Source organism: Corynebacterium tuberculostearicum (assembly GCF_016894265.1).
Classification (GTDB): Bacteria; Actinomycetota; Actinomycetes; order Mycobacteriales; family Mycobacteriaceae; genus Corynebacterium; species Corynebacterium tuberculostearicum_D.
In genome coordinates this window covers 1750808-1768670 of sequence record NZ_CP069791.1, presented here as the reverse complement: position 1 = coordinate 1768670, position 17863 = coordinate 1750808, and the positions used below count along the sequence as shown (strand labels likewise).

The 17863-nt window shown below is 56.9% G+C and carries 17 protein-coding genes and 1 tRNA gene; 10 read left to right on the top strand and 8 right to left on the bottom strand.

The features are described from left to right. The first annotated feature begins 9 nt into the window (after positions 1-9). The 3 genes from I6J28_RS08460 to I6J28_RS08450 are packed head-to-tail and all read left to right on the top strand — an operon-like array spanning position 10 to position 4138. Positions 10-1440 carry an ABC transporter transmembrane domain-containing protein gene (locus I6J28_RS08460; RefSeq protein WP_204609150.1) on the top strand — a complete coding sequence of 477 codons (1431 nt, stop codon included), beginning with the start codon at positions 10-12 and terminating at the stop codon, positions 1438-1440. Further along, positions 1440-3182 (top strand): ABC transporter ATP-binding protein, encoded by a 1743-nt coding sequence (locus I6J28_RS08455; RefSeq protein ID WP_204611442.1) that lies wholly within the window; start codon positions 1440-1442, stop codon positions 3180-3182. The genes I6J28_RS08460 and I6J28_RS08455 overlap by 1 nt, the downstream gene beginning before the upstream one ends. A gap of 38 nt (positions 3183-3220) precedes the next feature. Then, positions 3221-4138, top strand: coding sequence for an alpha/beta hydrolase family esterase (locus I6J28_RS08450; protein WP_239193876.1), 918 nt, complete (start codon positions 3221-3223; stop codon positions 4136-4138). Here I6J28_RS08450 and I6J28_RS08445 read toward each other — a convergent pair. After that, complete coding sequence (locus tag I6J28_RS08445) at positions 4135-5394, bottom strand: site-specific DNA-methyltransferase (RefSeq protein ID WP_204609148.1); 1260 nt, start codon at positions 5392-5394, stop codon at positions 4135-4137. The two genes, I6J28_RS08450 and I6J28_RS08445, sit on opposite strands and share 4 nt — an antisense overlap. Before the next feature lie 337 nt (positions 5395-5731). On the opposite strand from I6J28_RS08445, the gene I6J28_RS08440 reads away from it, so the two are divergent. Then, entirely contained in the window at positions 5732-5905 is a 174-nt protein-coding gene (locus I6J28_RS08440) for an antitoxin (RefSeq protein WP_204609146.1), read from the top strand. 204 nt (positions 5906-6109) lie between these two features. Next, positions 6110-7492 (top strand): TetR/AcrR family transcriptional regulator, encoded by a 1383-nt coding sequence (locus I6J28_RS08435; RefSeq protein WP_239454583.1) that lies wholly within the window; start codon positions 6110-6112, stop codon positions 7490-7492. Positions 7493-7531: 39 nt separating this feature from the next. Here I6J28_RS08435 and I6J28_RS08430 read toward each other — a convergent pair whose 3' ends face one another. The 4 genes from I6J28_RS08430 to I6J28_RS08415 are packed head-to-tail and all read right to left on the bottom strand — an operon-like array spanning position 7532 to position 11032. After that, positions 7532-8140, bottom strand: coding sequence for a response regulator transcription factor (locus tag I6J28_RS08430; protein ID WP_204609142.1), 609 nt, complete (start codon positions 8138-8140; stop codon positions 7532-7534). Continuing rightward, positions 8133-9341 (bottom strand): sensor histidine kinase, encoded by a 1209-nt coding sequence (locus tag I6J28_RS08425; protein ID WP_343287595.1) that lies wholly within the window; start codon positions 9339-9341, stop codon positions 8133-8135. The genes I6J28_RS08430 and I6J28_RS08425 overlap by 8 nt, the downstream gene beginning before the upstream one ends. Next, complete coding sequence (locus tag I6J28_RS08420) at positions 9278-10069, bottom strand: ABC transporter permease (protein ID WP_204609140.1); 792 nt, start codon at positions 10067-10069, stop codon at positions 9278-9280. The genes I6J28_RS08425 and I6J28_RS08420 overlap by 64 nt, the downstream gene beginning before the upstream one ends. 39 nt (positions 10070-10108) lie before the next feature. After that, positions 10109-11032 carry an ABC transporter ATP-binding protein gene (locus I6J28_RS08415; protein ID WP_204609138.1) on the bottom strand — a complete coding sequence of 308 codons (924 nt, stop codon included), beginning with the start codon at positions 11030-11032 and terminating at the stop codon, positions 10109-10111. Between the two features lie 91 nt (positions 11033-11123). On the opposite strand from I6J28_RS08415, the gene I6J28_RS08410 reads away from it, so the two are divergent. Further along, positions 11124-11696 (top strand): cadmium resistance transporter, encoded by a 573-nt coding sequence (locus I6J28_RS08410; protein ID WP_204609135.1) that lies wholly within the window; start codon positions 11124-11126, stop codon positions 11694-11696. Positions 11697-11746: 50 nt separating this feature from the next. Here the strand turns inward: I6J28_RS08410 and I6J28_RS08405 are convergent. From I6J28_RS08405 to I6J28_RS08395, 3 genes are all read right to left on the bottom strand, one after another. Further along, positions 11747-11820 (bottom strand) — tRNA-Pro (locus I6J28_RS08405). 71 nt (positions 11821-11891) lie between these two features. Continuing rightward, a complete protein-coding gene (locus I6J28_RS08400) occupies positions 11892-12281 on the bottom strand; it encodes a YchJ family protein (RefSeq protein ID WP_204609132.1) in 390 nt (129 codons plus the stop codon). Continuing rightward, positions 12281-13438 carry a bifunctional alpha/beta hydrolase/OsmC family protein gene (locus I6J28_RS08395; RefSeq protein WP_204609130.1) on the bottom strand — a complete coding sequence of 386 codons (1158 nt, stop codon included), beginning with the start codon at positions 13436-13438 and terminating at the stop codon, positions 12281-12283. The genes I6J28_RS08400 and I6J28_RS08395 overlap by 1 nt, the downstream gene beginning before the upstream one ends. An 87-nt stretch (positions 13439-13525) precedes the next feature. Here I6J28_RS08395 and secA2 point away from each other — a divergent pair, with 87 nt between their 5' ends. The 4 genes from secA2 (at position 13526) to I6J28_RS08375 (ending at position 17814) form a co-directional block, all read left to right on the top strand. Continuing rightward, on the top strand, positions 13526-15817 hold the full coding sequence (secA2, locus tag I6J28_RS08390; RefSeq protein WP_204609128.1) for an accessory Sec system translocase SecA2: 2292 nt from the start codon (positions 13526-13528) through the stop codon (positions 15815-15817). A gap of 85 nt (positions 15818-15902) precedes the next feature. Then, positions 15903-16337 (top strand): oxoglutarate dehydrogenase inhibitor Odhl, encoded by a 435-nt coding sequence (odhI, locus tag I6J28_RS08385; protein WP_005324732.1) that lies wholly within the window; start codon positions 15903-15905, stop codon positions 16335-16337. A gap of 98 nt (positions 16338-16435) precedes the next feature. After that, entirely contained in the window at positions 16436-17182 is a 747-nt protein-coding gene (locus I6J28_RS08380; RefSeq protein ID WP_204609126.1) for a MerR family transcriptional regulator, read from the top strand. A 38-nt stretch (positions 17183-17220) separates the two neighbouring features. Beyond that, positions 17221-17814, top strand: a complete 594-nt coding sequence (locus I6J28_RS08375; protein WP_204609124.1) for a bifunctional nuclease family protein — start codon at positions 17221-17223, stop codon at positions 17812-17814. Positions 17815-17863 lie beyond the last annotated feature (49 nt).

Sequence of the window (17863 nt, the reverse complement as noted above, 5' to 3'; positions counted from 1 at the left end):
TGGCTTCCTATGAGGACACTTCCTGCACCATCAGATCCCAGGTGGCTGCTAAAGACTGTCTTTTCTCGTCCATCCCTCACTGTGCCGGCCGCACTCTGCATGGCTGTCTCTTTTCTGCTTAACGGATCGACTCCAGTGATAGTGGGACATGCCATTGATGAAGCTGTCTCGAAAGGATCCGTTGACCGACTAGGCTTGTGGCTGGCCGTTTTAGTGGTCGCATTTTGCCTTAATGCTTTGGCCGCATGGTTTGGACGCGGCCTCAACGCGCGAGCCATGCTAGTAATTGGGCACGATGTTCGCATGGCCATCACGGATAGGATTCAGGACCCGCGGGGCCTTGCAGGCAGGCCTCGCACCGCCGGCGAGCTACTAGCCATCGCCTCCACAGACGCACGGCGCGTGCAGAATGCCGTCATGATGACGGTCTTTCCCGTCGCTGAGATCACCGCCATTGTGTATGTGGCGATCATGGCTAGCCGTATTAACCTGCCTTTAGGCATCGCCATTTTGTGCGGCGGTCCGCTCATGGTGTGGGGCTCAGTGCGCGCGGCAAAGCCTCTGCGTACGCGTTCCGGAATCCGCCAAGCGGCGTTGGCGAAGGCCAGCTCCATGGCCACCGATGTGGTCCAAGGCCTGCGGATCCTTAAGGGCCTGGGCGCTGTAGCCACAGTGAGTAGGCGTTATTCCGCGGTGTCTGGTGCCGCCTATGCGCGAACGGTAGAAGCCAATGGTGCCCAAGCCCGACTTAATGCGACTACGGAGATTTTGGGCTCGGTATATGTCATTGCAGTCGGTATTGGAGCAGGAATGATGGCCATGCGTTCCATGATTAGCGTAGGTGAACTCATTACGGTCATCGGCCTTACGCAGTTCATTATCACCCCGATGACGATGCTGGGCCGAAATATCGCCTCGCGGTGGGCGGCCGCACAGGCAAGCGCTGAGCGCATTACCGCCCTCCTTGCCGCCCCCGGGGTGGAAAAGAGCGAACCGCAGGTTCCAGCCCTCGCTCCTGGGGTCAACGTGGTACCCGAACCTGTTCCAGAGGATCTCGTCTTCTTGCCGCGCGAGCGATTCTTGGTTGTTCCACACGAAACTATGCTTTTCGAGGGAACCGTGCGGGACAATATTCATCCGGATAGCGCGAGTGCACAACGAGCCCTCTACGTGGCTGCAGGGGAAGATATCCCGGGCGGGTTGGATCGCGAGGTGGGAGAGGGCGGCCGAAACCTTTCTGGTGGACAGCAACAGCGCGTGGCGCTGGCACGAGCCCTTGCTGCCGACGCAGAGATCTTAATTTTGGCCGATCCAACTACCGCGGTGGATTCGGTGACCGAGCAGGAAATTGCCCAGCGGGTGGCGTATCACCGCGGGCCTAAGCCCACGCTTGTCTTCACCACCTCGCCGGCGTGGGCAGCAGTGGGGGCGGAGCTATGATGCGGTTTCCTACGGCCTCCTGGCCCCAAGTGCGTAAGGAAGTGGGCCGCCAGCTTTCCGACGTCCCCGGTGCCCGCCCCCAAGCCGCAGCGGCCTTAGCCTTGCTTACCGCAGGCGCCGGTAGCAATGTAGCGATCCCCATCTTATTGGGAAAGATCGTTGATGCTGTCATTACTCAGGGCGCCATTGTGCCCATCGGCATCTCGCTGGTGCTGGTGGCCGCGGTCTCCGCACTGTTTTCTGCAGCGGGGTTCTATGTCCTTTCACGCCTGAGCGAAAGAGTGATCTCCGCTTTGCGGGAAGATATGGTCTCTACCGCTCTTCGCCTGCCTACCCACCGGGTGGAGGAAGCCGGCACTGGGGATTTGGTCTCTCGCTCTACCGATGATGTAGCAGAACTATCGGCTGCCGTAACCGAGACCGTCCCCGTGCTGGCGAAATCTGCCTTCGCCATCGCAACCACCGGGGTGGCACTAGTCAGCCTCAACTGGCAATACCTACTGGTAGTAGGCGCAGTTACGCCGTTATATTTCATTGCTGCGCGCCAGTACCTGCAGCGCGCTCCACAGCGCTATACCGACGAACGCGCTGCCATGGCGGAACGGGCACGCAGGCTCCTGGAGGCAATTCGAGGGCGAGAGACCGTGCGCGCCTTTGGCATGGAAGACCAGATGCATGCCGGTATTGAACGTGCCTCCGCACAGGTGGTGGACAAGGGCTACGCTGCGCGAAGGACAATGATGGTCCTGCAGCTATGGATGACGGTCATTGAGCTAGTCATGCTGGTCTGCGGTCTGGTCGTTAGCTTTTGGGTGGTGCAGGCTGGGGCGCTCACCGTTGGCGCCGTTACCGCGGCCATGCTCCTTCTTATTCGCTTGCGCGGGCCGCTCATGGGATTGATGCGAGTCATCGATACCGTTCAATCCGGCTATGCCTCCCTGTCGCGGATAGTTGGGGTGGTTATGGACCCGCCACGGGCGGTGCCAGACTTCGGCGCCCCGACCCCAGGTGGAGTTGCCGAATTAAAAGAAGTGAGCTTTCGCTACGATGACGGAGGCTGGGCTGTGCAAGACGTAAACCTTAAGCTTCCCGCTGGACATACCGTAGCTTTAGTGGGAGCCTCTGGTGCGGGAAAGACCACGGTCGCTGCTCTTCTAGCCGGACTGCGAGTCCCGGCTACCGGAACAGTCGTGGTGGATGGAGTCGAGGTATCGGCCCTTTCTGATTCCGAACGGGTGGCGCGTTTAGCGATGATTTCCCAAGAGGTCCACGTATTTTCAGGAACCCTGCGCGAAGATTTGTCCTTGGCCGCCCCGCAAGCCTCGGATGCGCAAATGGAAGATGCACTGCAGCGCGTCGGCGCACAGTGGTATGCGCAGTTAGAGGAGGGCCTAGATACGGTCATTGGCGCTCAGGGAATCCACCTTGACCCAGTAGCAGCGCAGCAGCTTGCGCTGGCGCGAATATTGCTTTTAGATCCCAAGATCGTCATCATGGATGAGGCCACCGCAGAGGCCGGATCGGTGGGGGCGGAAGCTCTGGAAGAAGCCGCATCAGAGGTCACCCGTGGGCGAACATCACTGGTAGTGGCGCACCGATTAGACCAGGCCGCACGAGCCGATAGCATCGCCGTGATGGATAACGGGCGGGTGGTGGAGCAAGGCAGTCACCACGAACTGTTAGATTATGGTGGCCGCTATAAGCAACTATGGACCGCATGGCAGAAGGGACGACAAAGATGAACGCGAGGTCGCTACGGGCCCTGGTTGGTGCGGTAGCAGTGAGTTTCCTTGCGGTTGCCGGCGCATCATGTTCGGCCGATTCGCCCGACTCCGCGCCCCAAGCAGTCCCAACTGAGACGAAAAACCTAGGGATTCCAACCTCTGCACCGCTGAGCGGACCCGAGCCAGGAAGCTATACCACCGTTAATCTGCCATCGGGTCGTTCCTTCATCCTCAGCGTGCCCAAGGACTACACGGGGGATAAAAAGTGGCCCATCGTCCTGGCCTTTCCAGGCTGGGGACAATCTGCCGAAAATCTCCGCGGCTATTCCCGCCTCGATGCCGCTGATGCCATCACCGTTTTCGCGGAAGGCAAAAAGAAGGCATGGAGCCCTGCTCCCTATGCCAAGACGTCAACAGCAGAAGACAAAAAATTTGTTCGCGACATCATTGATGCCGTTCGAGCAACGTACCGGGTAGATGACTCCCGAATCTTTGCCACCGGCATGTCAAACGGCGGCGGGTTTGCCGCCTACCTGGCCTGTCAGATGCCCGATGTTTTTAAGTCTGTGGCTACAGTTTCCGCCGCCTACTACAAAGATATTCTTAAAGACTGTGCTCATTCGCCCGTGGGGCGATTGGATATTCACGGCACCGTGGACCCCGTGGTGGGTTACTACGGTGGAACGCGCCATAAGACCAAGTACTACTCCGTGGAATCCGTGCTGGAACAAGACCGTAAACGAAATGGTTGCTCTACCAAGGTCGATACGACCCGTTTAGTCAACAATGCACTCGATATGAAGTGGAGCGGCTGTACCGCACCGCTTGAACATATCCGTATCGCCGGAGGCTCACACGTATGGCCTGGTGGTACAGCAGATGCGCACAATGAAGTAGGTAAATTCTTCGCTACCGATCGCGTCCTAGACTTCTTCGGCATTCCCGGTCGCCCGTCTGGTACCGCACAGACTTAGTCTTGTCTATAGACCTGAAAGGATGCGCCTGGAACCTTGCGCACCCTTTCAATGCAAATATCTGCAATGGTAGAAAAGCCCGCGCGATGAGCGGCGCTACGCGGGGAGGTTGGCTCTGGAATTTGCACAAGGTGAAAAGACCGAGCGCCCCCATCGTCGTTATTGAGTTCCACTACCGCCTGTGCAGTGGTGCCGGAGCCCGCAAAAAAGTCAAGGACGCGCGCATCCTTTCCACCCGCAATGGAAATGAGGTGCTTAATTAAGCGCACCGGTTTGGGAAACTCGAAAACGCCCTCTAGCCCCATGACGTCTTCAGCATCGCGCCGGCCAGTGCGGGTCACCCCAAAGCGCTCCCCGTCCAAGATAGAGCGTGGGCGCGCTCCCACCTTTTGATAGTTCTTGGTATAGACAAAACCTCGTCGGAAGACGAGCTCGTCGAAGCGCTGTTCAACCTTATCTCGGCCCCAGCGCCAACGGGCGACTTTTTCTTTTCCCACCGGCTGGTCCGGCCAATATTCCTTGCCATCGGGCCCGGTGATAGGGAAGTCGAGGGAGGGAAGGTACCCAAGGGTCTTAGAGTCCAAACGCACCAAGGAGTACTTCCCTTTGTCGTCCTCATGGTTGTATTTGGTGGAAGTATGGCCTTGGAGATCGACATTGAATCCAGGATTATCGGGAGTACGGGAGTAGCACAGAATATATTCGTGCTCTACCACTGCGTACTTAGAATCATTCTTGCCGGTTCCTGCCTTCTTCCAAATCAATTGGCCGCCAAAGCACTCCTCTCCAAAAACTTCATCGAGTACCTTGCGCGTATTGGCCACTTCGTCTTCTCCAATGGAGACAAAAATGAAACCTTGTGCGGAAAGTACGTCTCGGGCCAAGATGAGTCGGGGAAGCATCATCGACAGCCATTGCGAGTGCCATTCTGCATAGCTTCCGGAACGCATCTGGCGGCGCAAACGATAGTTATCGCGGTAGACGAAGTCTTTGCCGGTATTATAAGGCGGGTCGATATAGATGACGTCAAAGAGTTCCCCGCGGTTGGCGAGCCCTTGCAGAACCGGAAGATTATCTGCCGCAATAATCGCGTTGTCCGTGTCGCAGGCTGTGCTGAGCGCAGTATCACGCGTGAAACGTTGCGTCAGCGGCGCGCTGGCGGCTGCTCGGGCAGCCTCTTTGCCCGGCCATACTAAGCCAAAGAATTCCGTGGCCGTTTCCGAAGTGGACGGTGGCGCTGGGATAGTTGAAGCCATGGTGCGAAGCCTTTGTTGGTAAATCGTCGATACCGTCTAACGCTATCATTTGCAAGACTGAGGAAAATTGGCCTGCAGCAAAAATGTGCACCCTGATTTTGCTTATACTTCGCTAGGGTAGGGCTAAAGCAGCAGCCCTTATTGGGCGCTCGATAGGTTGTGGGGGTGTCTGGATGTCCCCTGAGAACAATCGCGCTGCGGGGCGGCAAAACTAATTTGGTCTAGTGGCCAAAGAGACTTTTCGGTGGCATGTTGGCTCAAGTGTCGGTACGTTGGGGTGTGTTGCCGGACACGGCAGCTTTTAGATAAAGCTAGAACTAGAAGAAAGGATAACCACATGGGTATCTTCGATAAGGCAAAGGACGCACTGAACTCCGACAAGGGCGAAGAGCTCAGCGACAAGGGCCTGGACAAGGCAGCTGACGCAGCTAAGGGCAAGCTGGGCGAGGACAAGGCAGATCAGATCGACAAGGCTCGTGACGCAGCTGACGACAAGCTCGGTAACGAGTAAATAGCGTCGCCCGTTTAAAGGGCGAATGCCTACTTTCTATTTTGGCCCCCGGCCCGCAAGGGCAGGGGGCCAAAGCTATATAAAGACCAGCGGCATAAAGCTGGCAAAGGTCTATATTGGCGCTCCCACCTTTTCGTGGGTGACTCAACTTATAAAGTGAACGTATCCCAAGCAATTCTGCATGAAGTCGCTAGGATTATATTTGTGAACAATCTTGAAGGCACCGTTTCCCATGCGGGCTCCACTAAGCAGCGGTTGCTGGAGCAGGGTGCCCGGATCCTAGCTAAGGGTGGGCGCGACGCCTTAAAGGTTTGTGCTGTGGCGGAGAAGATCGCTGTTCCAGTCCATGAAGCTAAGTCTTTCTTTGAAGATGACCACGATCTTTACATTCAGACTAGCCGGTTCTTGGATGAACGTCTCCGAGTAGCGGCCTACGATGCACTCGATAAATTGCCGGATGACGCGACCGCGATTCAAAAACTTCGCGAGTCTGCAAAGGTCTACTTCAACTGGGCTGTTGAAAACCCCACTTACTTCGCCGCCTATAACAACTGCGAGACGGCAACGAGCTTTCCCAACTTTGAGGAAGGCATCGAGGAGGGGAAAAGCTTTGATGCCTTCCCGCCCACCTTCCGCTGGATGCTTGAGCACATGCGGGAAGCCGCCATTGCAGCACGCGGCGATTTTGATCACCGCTTGGTAGTGATCCAAGCCCTTACTTTCCTGTCTGAGCTGCAGGGTATTACCCACTTGGCCACGTTCGGCATTATGCGTCACCTCTCGCCCACGGCGAAGAAGCAGACCTTCAATGCTTGCATTGAGACTTTATTCTCTGGGCTGGAAGATAGCCTGCGTGACGGGAAGATTGCGCCCTTTGAACCGCTAGCACTGGTTGGAGAGCCAGCAGAACCGGTTACTACAGCAGCCAAGGACATGCCAAAGACTACGGCTGAGGAAAAGCGTGCAGCCATCTTCCGTGGTGCGGCCGAAGAGATTGCCTATAACGGTCTTCCTAGCTTGCATCTCGGCTCTGCTGCTGCACGAGCAGGCGTAGATTTGGCAGATGCGGAGCATCTCTTCGATGGTAATTCTCACTTGCTGCGGTCTTTGGAAGAGTTTTTGGATGAAGCCAATACGCTAGCGATCATGCGTCAGAACCAGGCCGTGCCGGAAGGATCCCACGGGTTGGCTTATATTAAGGCAACCGGCTTCGGATATTTGGAGTTTGCGCTGGAAGACCCCGTCGGCTTCGTTGCCCTCATTGAGGTATCAAGCCGCTCGATTGTCCCCGTCTCTTTCGATGAGCCCGGCGATACTGAGCAACCATTTGATATGGGTAAGGCCTTTACCTTCATCATGAATCTGGTGCGCGATGCTATTTCTGAGTCGAATGGGCCACGATCGCCATGGATTCTCTTTACCCAAATTGCGGCGCTGTGGGCTTCCATCCACGGTCTCTCGCAGTTGAGTACCGTAGGAGCCCTGCGCTATCACTCGGCTGATTTCTACTTCAACCTAGCTTCCAAGGTGATGGACGTGGTTCTTCAGGGCATGGTCAATGTCCTTGAGCTAAAAAAGCCAGAATAGGAAACCAAGCAATAGAGGGGCCGCAGCGGGATCCCCTTTCTATATCCATCCCCGGGCATGTGCCGTAGTTGCTGCCTCAAAGCGGTTCCCAGTTCCTGTCTTGGCGATAAGGGAAGAGACAATATTGCGCACTGTGCCAGTGCTCAGGTGAAGTTGCCCGGCAATCTGGCGGGTGTCGCTGCCCTCCAAGACATGACGTGTGACCTCCTTTTCGCGTGCGGTTAGTGGATTGTCGGGCGTGAAAATTGTCTCTTGGGCCAGTGCAGGGTCAATGACCTTTAGACCGGCGTGCACTCGCCTAATGGCTTCGGCAAGTTGTTCGGGTGGGGTGTCCTTGACTACGAAGCCAGCTACGCCCGTTTCCAAAGCACGTTTGACGTAGCCACTGCGCCCAAAGGTCGTGACAATCAGGCTGCGGCAACCCGTGTCCTCAAGCTCAGCGGCCGCATCAAGACCGCTTTTACCGGGCATTTCGATATCAAGTAGCGCAACGTCGACGCCATGCTTGGCGACGAGCCCCGCAACCTCCACGCCCGTTGCGCACTCAGCCACAACGCTGATATCTGGCTCTGCGTCCAAGAGGGCAACTAGCGCCCCACGCACCAATGATTGGTCCTCAGCAATGAGAACTCGGATGGGATTAGTCATTGCCCGAGCCTCCGGCGGTAGTAAGAGGAAGAAAATCCGTGTCGCCATTCATAGTAACCAAGGCCAAAGTGCAGCCATTGCGGCGCGCAAAGAGCAGCTGTCCGCCAGCATCTGTTATGCGCTTGCGCAAACCGGCAATTCCACCGTGGGCACGAGAAAGACTTTCGTCAGCGTCAAACCCGCAGCCATCGTCCACCACTTGGAGTTGGTGGCCTGTCACCTGGACCCAACAGTGCGCTGCACCCGAGTGGCGGACCACGTTTGTGATCAGCTCTCGCAGAGCCCAGGAAAATTCGGCGTCGTAAAGCCCAGCGCTATTGGCAGCAGAGGGCAAGTACGACAAAATGCCGGCAGTGTCGAGAGCCCTGTGAGCCGCGTGGATTTCCCCTTCAAAAGTAGGCATGCGCATCCGGGTTACTGTGGAGCGGACTTCCGCCAAGCCTCTCCGAGAAAGCGTGCTCACCTCCTGGAGCTCCTGCTGCGACCGTTGCGGATCCGAATCTATTAGCCGGCGGGCAAGCTCTGATTTGAGGTTGATAACGGTTAAAGAGTGGCCCAAGAGATCGTGAACATCGGTAGCGATGTCCTCGCGTTGGCGTGCCAAGTCCAATTCATGTTCCAATTCAGCGCGGCTATCTTCGCGCTGGGAAAATGTACCTAACAGCACTAGTAGTATCGGCCAGGCGAAGAGGATTATCAGGGCCCAGCCGGTGCTTTCAGGAGCGAAGAACCACGTGGTGGTGGCGAGCACGGTCCCCATTAGCAGGGTAAGCGCAAATGCTCGTCGTAGCGGAAGGTTAAAGCCGAGCAGCGCCGCAAGGTAAGGCACATACGTGACGGCTATTATCCCGAAGAAACCAATTGATGCCGCTGCGATGACCGCGAGTGACACCCAGTAAAGCCCGATCCGCTGTCCTAACCGCCATCCGCGTGGGTAGTAGCCCACTGCGCCAAAAGAAAAGAAGTAGACAGCACTAAACGCTAAAACGCACGCAGAAGCCCCAATTCGTTCAGTGAGCGTCGTGCCCGGCGCGGCAAAGGTCATCACCAACCCGGGAATGAGGAAGACCAACCATACGCTGGCAAAAAGAGCGCTGTTGAGTCTAAAACCACGCCACGGCTTGCGAAAGGGGCCCATTAGCGGCGCGCCTTGTCGCGAGAGCGCAGGACCTGGCAAGCTGTGAGAAAGATGGTCGTCCATACCGCGAAGTTTAACCATGCGGCCCACATGGGGTGCGACACGGTGCCTTCCTCCCCGTTGAGAATCTGCATGCCTTCTGCAAGGGGCCACTGGGCGAGCACGACCGGGCCAAAGAGGGGAGTGAAGCGGCCCAATTCCATCAGCGGCTCGGTAAGTGGAGTGAATACATTGGCGGCAAAGAGGAAGAGGACAACGGAGGTCGAGGCGATTGCGACAGAATTGTCGGTGGGCAAAGCCATGGCCCACACCAAGCCATAAAAGCCAAAGGGAATGGAAACTAGGACGCAGGCGATAAAGGCTAAAACCCATTGGTGTGGTTGCATTGCAGCTTGTGTCATGGCACCGGTGATAAACACCGCGGTTATGGGGAGCAGTGCCTGAAAGCCGATTGATATGAGGTTTGCCCACAGAATCTGCCGTGCGTGTAGGGGAGTAAGTGCTAATTGGCGCTCCCACCCAGTCTTCGCAGCGGTCACGGCGGAGCCAGCGGCAGACACGGAACCTGCGACGCCGCCGTAAAGAGCCATGCTGATCATCTCTAAGGCGGCGAAGTTTCCTCCCTTAAAGGAGGTATCGCCAAAATCCATCATGGTGCCAAAGAGAAGGTAGAAAAATACCGGCAAGATGGTGCTGAAAAACAGCGGAGTAAGGTTGCGACGAAGGCGCAGCAGGTTGTGAGTGGCAAACCGGAGAGTGCGCGCACTGGTCGTTGCAGCTTGTGTGGTCATGGCATGTTCCTTTCACGAAGTGGCCAACGGAGTGACGGGTTAGGACTGGGATGCTGTCAAAGCAAGAAATGCGTCCTCTAAGGAGTGTTTGCGAATAGTCAGGTCATGGGCCGAGGTGTGGTTGAGAAGGAATTTCGCAAGTACATCGGAGTCACTGGTGGTCATCCGGGCGTAGCCGCCAGACAAGGAAATCTCGGCGACGGTGGGTAGCTCTTTCGCATTTAAAGGTGTGCCGTCGAACTTCGCCTCGACTATGCGCTTGCCTGAATGTTCGCGCAGTTCTGTGGCCTTTGCATCGGCTCGCAGCTTTCCTTCGTGTAGGAGAATTATCCTTTCTGCAAAATTGTCTGCCTCTTCGAGGTAGTGCGTAGCGAAGACAATGGTGCGTCCGTGGTCTGCTTGTTTGTGCATGGTGGACCAGAACTCGTGGCGCGTTTTCGCATCCATGCCAGCTGTTGGCTCATCGAGCAATAGGATTTGGGGATTGCCCAAAATAGCGAGGGCGAATCGCACACGTTGTTGCTCGCCACCAGAGCATTTTCCTACTGGGCGGTGCAGGATCCGGTCTAGGTTTGCTTGTTTGGCAACTTCTCCGATGGGAAGGGGATGGGGAAAGGTAGAGGAAATCATCTTTAGGGTGTCCTGGACTGTGAGCTCGGGTAGCAGGCCGCCGGTTTGCAGCACAGCGCCAATCTGTGCCGCGCGGATCGCAGCGTGCGGTGTGTGTCCGAGCACGGATATGTTGCCGGAGGTGGGTGTGGTGAGCCCGAGGATGAGATCAAACAGGGTGGTTTTACCTGCTCCATTGGTGCCTAGTAGGCCTACGATCTCGCCTTGGGCGATGCTGAAGGAAATATCGCTGAGCGCACGGATAGGTCTGGAGGATTTACTAGCAAAGGATTTGCTTACTCCGGATACGTCGATGGCTGGCGGCTGTGCAGTAGATGGGCTTAAAGTGCTCATACCTGGAAAGTATCCGTAGCCAGCAAGAATGATGTATAGGCCCTGTCATTACATTTTCATGACAAGTGTCATGGCGCGATAAGGTAGGAGAGTGCTTACTACTCTCGCAGCAGCTGCTGGACTATTCGTGGCCACCAACATCGATGACATTGTGGTGTTGTCCCTCTTCTTCGCCCGTGGTGCTGGTCGCAAGGGCACGACGCCCGCGATTCTGCTAGGTCAGTATGTGGGTTTTCTCGGCATACTAGCGGCCTCGGCCATTGTCGGATTGGGCTTCAATGCCGTATTACCTGAGGAATTGATTCGCTACTTTGGCCTCATTCCATTGCTTCTAGGCCTATGGGCAGCGTGGCAAGCATTCCGGGGTGAGGATGACGATGAGGATGTTTCGGGTAAGAGGCTGAGCGCACTTGCGGTAGCCGGGGTGACCTTTGCCAACGGTGGCGACAATATCGGCGTCTATGTACCAGTGTTTACCACCTCTACGCCGGCTGAGGTTGCGACTTATTGCGTGGTCTTCGTAATCCTCGTGGCGCCCTTAGTGTGGGCAGCGCGGTTTGTAGCCACGCGGCCGGGCATTGCAGAAGCACTGGAAAAGTGGGAAAGCGTACTGTTTCCAGCGGTTTTAATTCTGTTAGGAATTGCGATCTTGCTTGCGGTGTAAAAGCAGAATAGAAAAAGCCGGCACCTTCACGGTGCCGGCTGAACTTTTTGTCGGGCTAACAGGATTTGAACCTGCGACCCCTACACCCCCAGTGTAGTGCGCTACCAAACTGCGCCATAGCCCGCCGTCGAACTGTGCGACTTGTCTAGATTACATCAGTAGGATTCTACTGTGAAATTTGGGGTGTAACCTGCGCTAAAACTCGCCGCTGGAGTAGACCCAAGCGCCGCCGACGCGGCGAAACGACGACCGCTCGCGTTGTGAGCCAACGGCTGCTCCCTTATAAAAGGCCTCAAACTCCACTTCGCCGGAATTATCGAGCAATCCGCCTGCTTGGGTATCCAGGATATCGAGGCGATAAAACCGGACGGGGGAATCAGCCAAGTCAAGGGTTGCAGGGCGAGTATCGGGATCCCACGTACGGAGCAGATAGGCTTCGTCGCCGGTAACAAACGCGCTAAAGCGCGAACGCATGAGGGCCTCTGCGGTAGGCGCATTGGTGCCGGCATGGTACTTGCCGCAGCACTCGCCGTAGGTCAGGCCGGTGCCGCACGGGCAGCGGCGTGAGGAATCAAAGGCTGCCATTAGTGCGCGTCCACGTCCACGATGGTGACGTTGCCGAGCATGCGTTCAACGTCGGTGTCCTTCGCTGCAGAGCGCAGCGTGGATTCTTCTGATGCAGACAGGTTCCCTTTAAGCTCGATGCGGCGCTCGAAGCTGGTGGGGCCGGTTTGGGTGATGCTCACGTGGACGTCGTCAAGCGCAAGCTTCTTGCCGGCAGCCTTGATTGCTTGGGTCGCGGCCGTAGCCAGGGCGGACATAATAAGACCCTCGGCGGTAAAGCCCTTACCCTTGCCGCCATTCTTCTTCGTGCGGTCGGCGCTGAGGCTATGGTCATTGTGGCGGACGACTACGCCGAATTTGGTGCCGGTGGCCGGCTGCGCAACGGCGGCGTCGGTTCCTACTTCCTCCGGGCGGTAATCAGGAACGATAAATTGCTCGGCCCATGCACCGATGAGATCCGCAGCGCGGGCGGCCGTGCCCTGCTTGGTGAGAAGGTGATCGGTCTTGTCCAAAGAAACCAAGGACTTGGGGTAGCGCGTGAGCAGGAAGATATTTTGCGCATTGTCAATACCCACCGTCTGGTCAGTGGGCGAGTGCAATACCATCAGCGGCTTGCGGAGCTTGGGCAGGTATTCCTCGGGGTTAGTATCCGCCAAGTCCTCGAGGAACTTGCGGGAAATGATAAGGCCGCGGCCGCCGAGGATGACTTCCACCTCGCCGTTGGCGTCGACCTCGCCGATCTTGTCCGCATAGTGCAGCACGGAGTGGGCAGGATCAAAGGGAGCGCCAATGGTGGCTACCGCCTTAAGTGACTTCATGGTGGTGGCCGCCTTCAACGCGGCGGCGCCACCTAACGAGTGGCCCATGAGCAATTGTGGGGCAGAGTAGTTCTCCGTTAGCCAGGCGGCAGCGGCATGGATATCGTCAACATTCTGGCTAAAAGTAGTATCGCCAAATTCACCGGCGGACTGGCCAAGGCCGGGAAAATCGAAACGCAAAGTGGCGATGCCGAACTCGGTGAGCTGCTTCGCGGTGCGGGCAGCACCGGGAGTGTGGCGGGAGCCGGCGAAGCAATGGGCAAAGATGGCGTAGGCGATCGGGGGAGAGTCCGGGAAGTCGATGGTTCCGGCCATCTCGGTACCCCGGCTCGAAGGCAGCTTAACGTTGACGGATTGCATGAGAACTAGAATAACGGGCCTCTTACCCGCAAGCCATACCAGGTTGACTACAGTCGATAGGAGCAATCCAAATAAGGAGGATGAGGTATGGGCGCGTTCGATTGGTTCTGGAAGGCAATGGGCTCGCAAAGCGAGCGTAACGATAAGAAATCCAAGGCCATCGTGGGTTCAGCCGATGAAGCGGCACGGGCATTGGGCCAGCAAGACGACGCAGCTGTAGCCCAAGCCGCACGCGATGCTGTGAAAGGCGGCGAGATTGCGGATAAGGCGCAGTTCCTCGCGGCCCTGGCCGTAGCGTGCGAGCGCACCTTGGGCATGAATCCCTTCAACGTGCAATCCCAGGCAGTCCTGCGCCTGCTCACCGGAGACGTCATCCAGATGGCAACCGGCGAAGGCAAGACTTTAGTGGGAGCCATGGCGGCTACAGGTTTCGCGTTGACTGGCAAACGCGTCCACGTTGTCACCGTCAATAACTATCTCGCCGCCCGAGACGCCGAATGGATGCGGCCTGTTGTGGAGTTCTTTGGCTTAAGCGTTGCCTCGGTGACGGAGGGCATGACACCGGACGAGCGCCGCGCTGCCTATGCGCAGGATATTATCTACGCACCGGTCAACGAGCTGGGCTTTGATCTGCTCCGCGATAACCAAATTACCGACCGCTCCCACACGGTGCAGGCCGCCGGCGACGTTGCCCTCGTGGATGAAGCCGATTCCGTCCTAGTGGATGAGGCCCTTGTGCCCCTAGTGCTGGCCGGTAATCGGCCAGGTGAAGCACCCACCGGGCACATCACCAATGTGGTATCCCGCCTGCGCGAGAAGCTGGACTACTCCATCTCTGAGGACGGACGCACCGTTCAGCTGACCGAGACTGGTGCCCGCCGCGTAGAGCAGGAATTGGGCATTGATTCGCTCTATTCGGAGGAGAATATCGGCACCATTTTGGTGAAGGTCAACCTCGCCCTGCACGCCAAGGCCCTGCTTATCCGAGACATCCACTACATCGTGGCGGATGGCAAGCTGCAGCTTATCGACGCCTCCCGGGGCCGCGTTGCCGACCTCCAACGCTGGCCCGACGGACTCCAAGCGGCAGTAGAAGCCAAGGAAGGCCTAGAGGTTTCCGAAGGCGGACGCATCCTCGACACCATCACGCTGCAAGAACTTATGCGGCGTTATCCACTTGTGTGCGGCATGACTGGTACCGCGGTGGAGGCGACCGATCAGTTGCGGCAGTTCTATGATCTTCATGTATCCGTGATCGACCGCAATAAGCCGCTGCAGCGCTTTGATGAGCAAGACCGCATTTTTGCGACCGTCGATGATAAATCCGCCGCCATCGTGCAGGAAATTGCCACCATTCACGCCACGGGCCAGCCCATCTTGGTGGGCACGCAGGATGTTGCCGAGTCGGAAGATCTGGCGGATGCTCTCCGCGAGCGGGGCATCGATGTCAATGTGCTCAACGCTAAAAATGATGAGCAGGAGGCAGAGATCGTCGCCGAGGCCGGCGATATTGGACGCGTTACCGTCTCTACCCAGATGGCCGGACGCGGCACCGATATTAAGCTGGGCGGTGCTCACGAAGTTGACCACGATGCAGTAGCGGAACTGGGCGGCTTGGCGGTTATCGGTACCTCCCGTCACCGCACAGCCCGCTTGGACAACCAGTTGCGCGGCCGTGCAGGCCGGCAAGGTGATCCGGGCCTGTCCTTATTCTTCGTCTCCCTCGAAGACGATGTAGTCCAGCAAGGCGGCGACGGCGAGACTGTGCGTGCCCAACCGGCAGAAGACGGGCGCATTGAATCCAAGCGAGTGAGCGACTTTGTAGCGCACTGCCAGCGCGTTACCGAGGGCCAACTGCTCGAAATTCATGCCCAGACCTGGAAGTATAACCAGCTCCTAGCTGATCAGCGCATCATTATTGATGAGCGCCGAGCCAAGCTGTTGGATACTGATCAAGCCTGGCAGGAACTATCCGAGCGCGCTCCGGAGCGCGCAGCAGAGCTAACAGAGGTTCCGGAGGAAGCTCGCATCAAGGCCGCGCGTGAGATCATGCTCTATCATTTGGACTTAGCCTGGGCCGACCACCTGGAGCTCATGGACGATGTGCGCGAGTCGATCCACCTGCGGGCCATCGCACGTGAGACGCCAATCGACGAGTACCACCGCATTGCGGTGAGGGAGTTTAAGGACTTGGCTCAGAGGGCCGTCGACAAGTCTGTGGAGACTTTCCGCACAGTGCTTATCGACGCCGCTGGGGCACACCTCGATGACGCCGGCCTCGCTCGTCCGAGTGCTACATGGACCTACATGGTGTCCGATAACCCCCTTGCGGGTAAGGGAAATTCCGTGCTGAGCGGCATCGGAAATATTTTCCGGTGAAATAATTCCCCGCGAAGGGGTCACGGACTCACATGAGTCGCTAGTATTGTTATAAGTAACTCGTAACTAATCCCCGGAGGTAACAATGAGCGAGAACACCGGAACCCCGGAACCACAGGTAGAGACCACATCTGTATTCCGCGCAGACCTGCTCAAGGAGATGGAAAACGGCGCGAATGGCAATGATGCTACCGCTGCCGGCACCGACAACCTGGCGGAAGGTCAGGCTCTCCTCGTGGTCAAGCGTGGCCCGAACGCGGGTGCCCGCTTCTTGCTGGATCAGGCGACTACTACCGCCGGCCGCCACCCCGAGGCAGATATCTTCCTCGATGACGTTACGGTGTCCCGCCGCCACGCGGAGTTTCGCAAGAATGATGACGGCAAGTTTGAGGTAGTTGATGTGGGATCCCTGAACGGAACCTACGTGAACCGCGAGCCCCGCAACTCCCAGGTGCTCGAGGTGGGAGACGAAATCCAGATTGGCAAGTTCCGCTTGGTTTTCATCGCTAACCAGAGCTAATTTTTTACGTAGACTAGCCGCGCTTCCTTATCAGGAGGGGCGGTGTAGTCTACTTATGGCACGATAAGAACTTTCAGTACCCCTAAGAGATAGACACAGTGAGCGCAGCAGATTCTTCGGCAGCAGCAGTACGCCGCACCAGCCCTAAAGCTAAGAAGCCAAAGACCATGTCCATTGGCGTGGTTTTGGAAACGCTGAATCAGCAATTCCCAGACGTCACAGTGTCCAAGATCCGCTTCCTCGAATCTGAAGGGCTCATAAGTCCACAGCGCACGGCCTCGGGCTACCGCCGCTTCACCCAAGAAGACGTAGATCGACTGCGGTATATTCTCACCACTCAGCGCGATAACTATACGCCGCTGAAGGTTATCCGTGAGCAGCTAGAAGCCATGGATTCCGGCCAGGTGACCGCCATCGTGTCCGCAGGAAATGCGGAAACCCTGCTCTCGCCGCAGCAGTTTAAGGCTCCTGTGGTCACCCGCCTGACCGATGTAGAGGTAGCTACCCAAGCTAGTGCCACCGAAGATGATGTAGCATCCCTGGTTAAATATGGCCTCATCCGCCCGGATGCCGCAGGCTTTTTCAATACCGACGACGTAGCCATTGTCTCGGCCGCAGTGGCGCTGAAGGCATTTGGTTTCGGCTCCCGTGAACTCAAGTCCCTACGCAACAACGCCCGCCGACAGGCAGACCTGATCTCCCAGGCAGCGGCTCCAGTGGCGCACTCAAACTCCGATACCGCGCATCAGAAGGCGGAGGAAATCTCCCAGCAAATGACTGCTCTAGTGGTCTCCTTGCACGCAACTCTGGTGAAGTCGGATCTGCGCGACGAATACCACTCCTAATACACACGTGCTCCCGTCTTTGTGGGAGAGTGGTTGTTATGAGCGATGTATCCCTAGAGTTTCACGGTATCCACCAGGTAGGCCCCGAAGACGATGTGTGCGCTGTGCTGCGCTGGCCCGAAGAAAACCGCTTGATACCCGTGTGGATTTCTCCCATCGAGGGTATGCAACTGGCCGCAGTCTTGGACGGACACCAGCCAAACCGTCCCACCTCGCACGATCTTATCTGCGAGGTACTAGAGGGCACTGGCGGGGTAGAGGCCATTGAAATTGCCAACTACCACCAGGGAACCTTCATGGTAGATATTAAGGCTCCGAACGGCGAGGTTTATGACTCTCGGTTAAGTGACGCACTTGCCGTATCCGCATATTTCAACGTCCCTATTTCAGCCGAGGCGGAACTTCTTGCCCAGGTATCCGTATATGCCAGCGATGCGGACGTGAAAGAGTACTTCGACCTGGAAATTTCCACCCCCGGCGCCGGCGATGATGTGCAGACCAGAGAAAACAAAGATTCCTCGACCTCTGCATCGGGAAATGCGCAGGCAGATGCTGATTTTGAAGCCATGATGAGGTCTTTGGGCATGGAGGAAAAGGATTTCCTTTCGGGGGATGACGACGAAAAAAGTTAATGACACGCGTGTGACTAATGGTGACAATGGGGTTTGAGAAGTCTAAAGT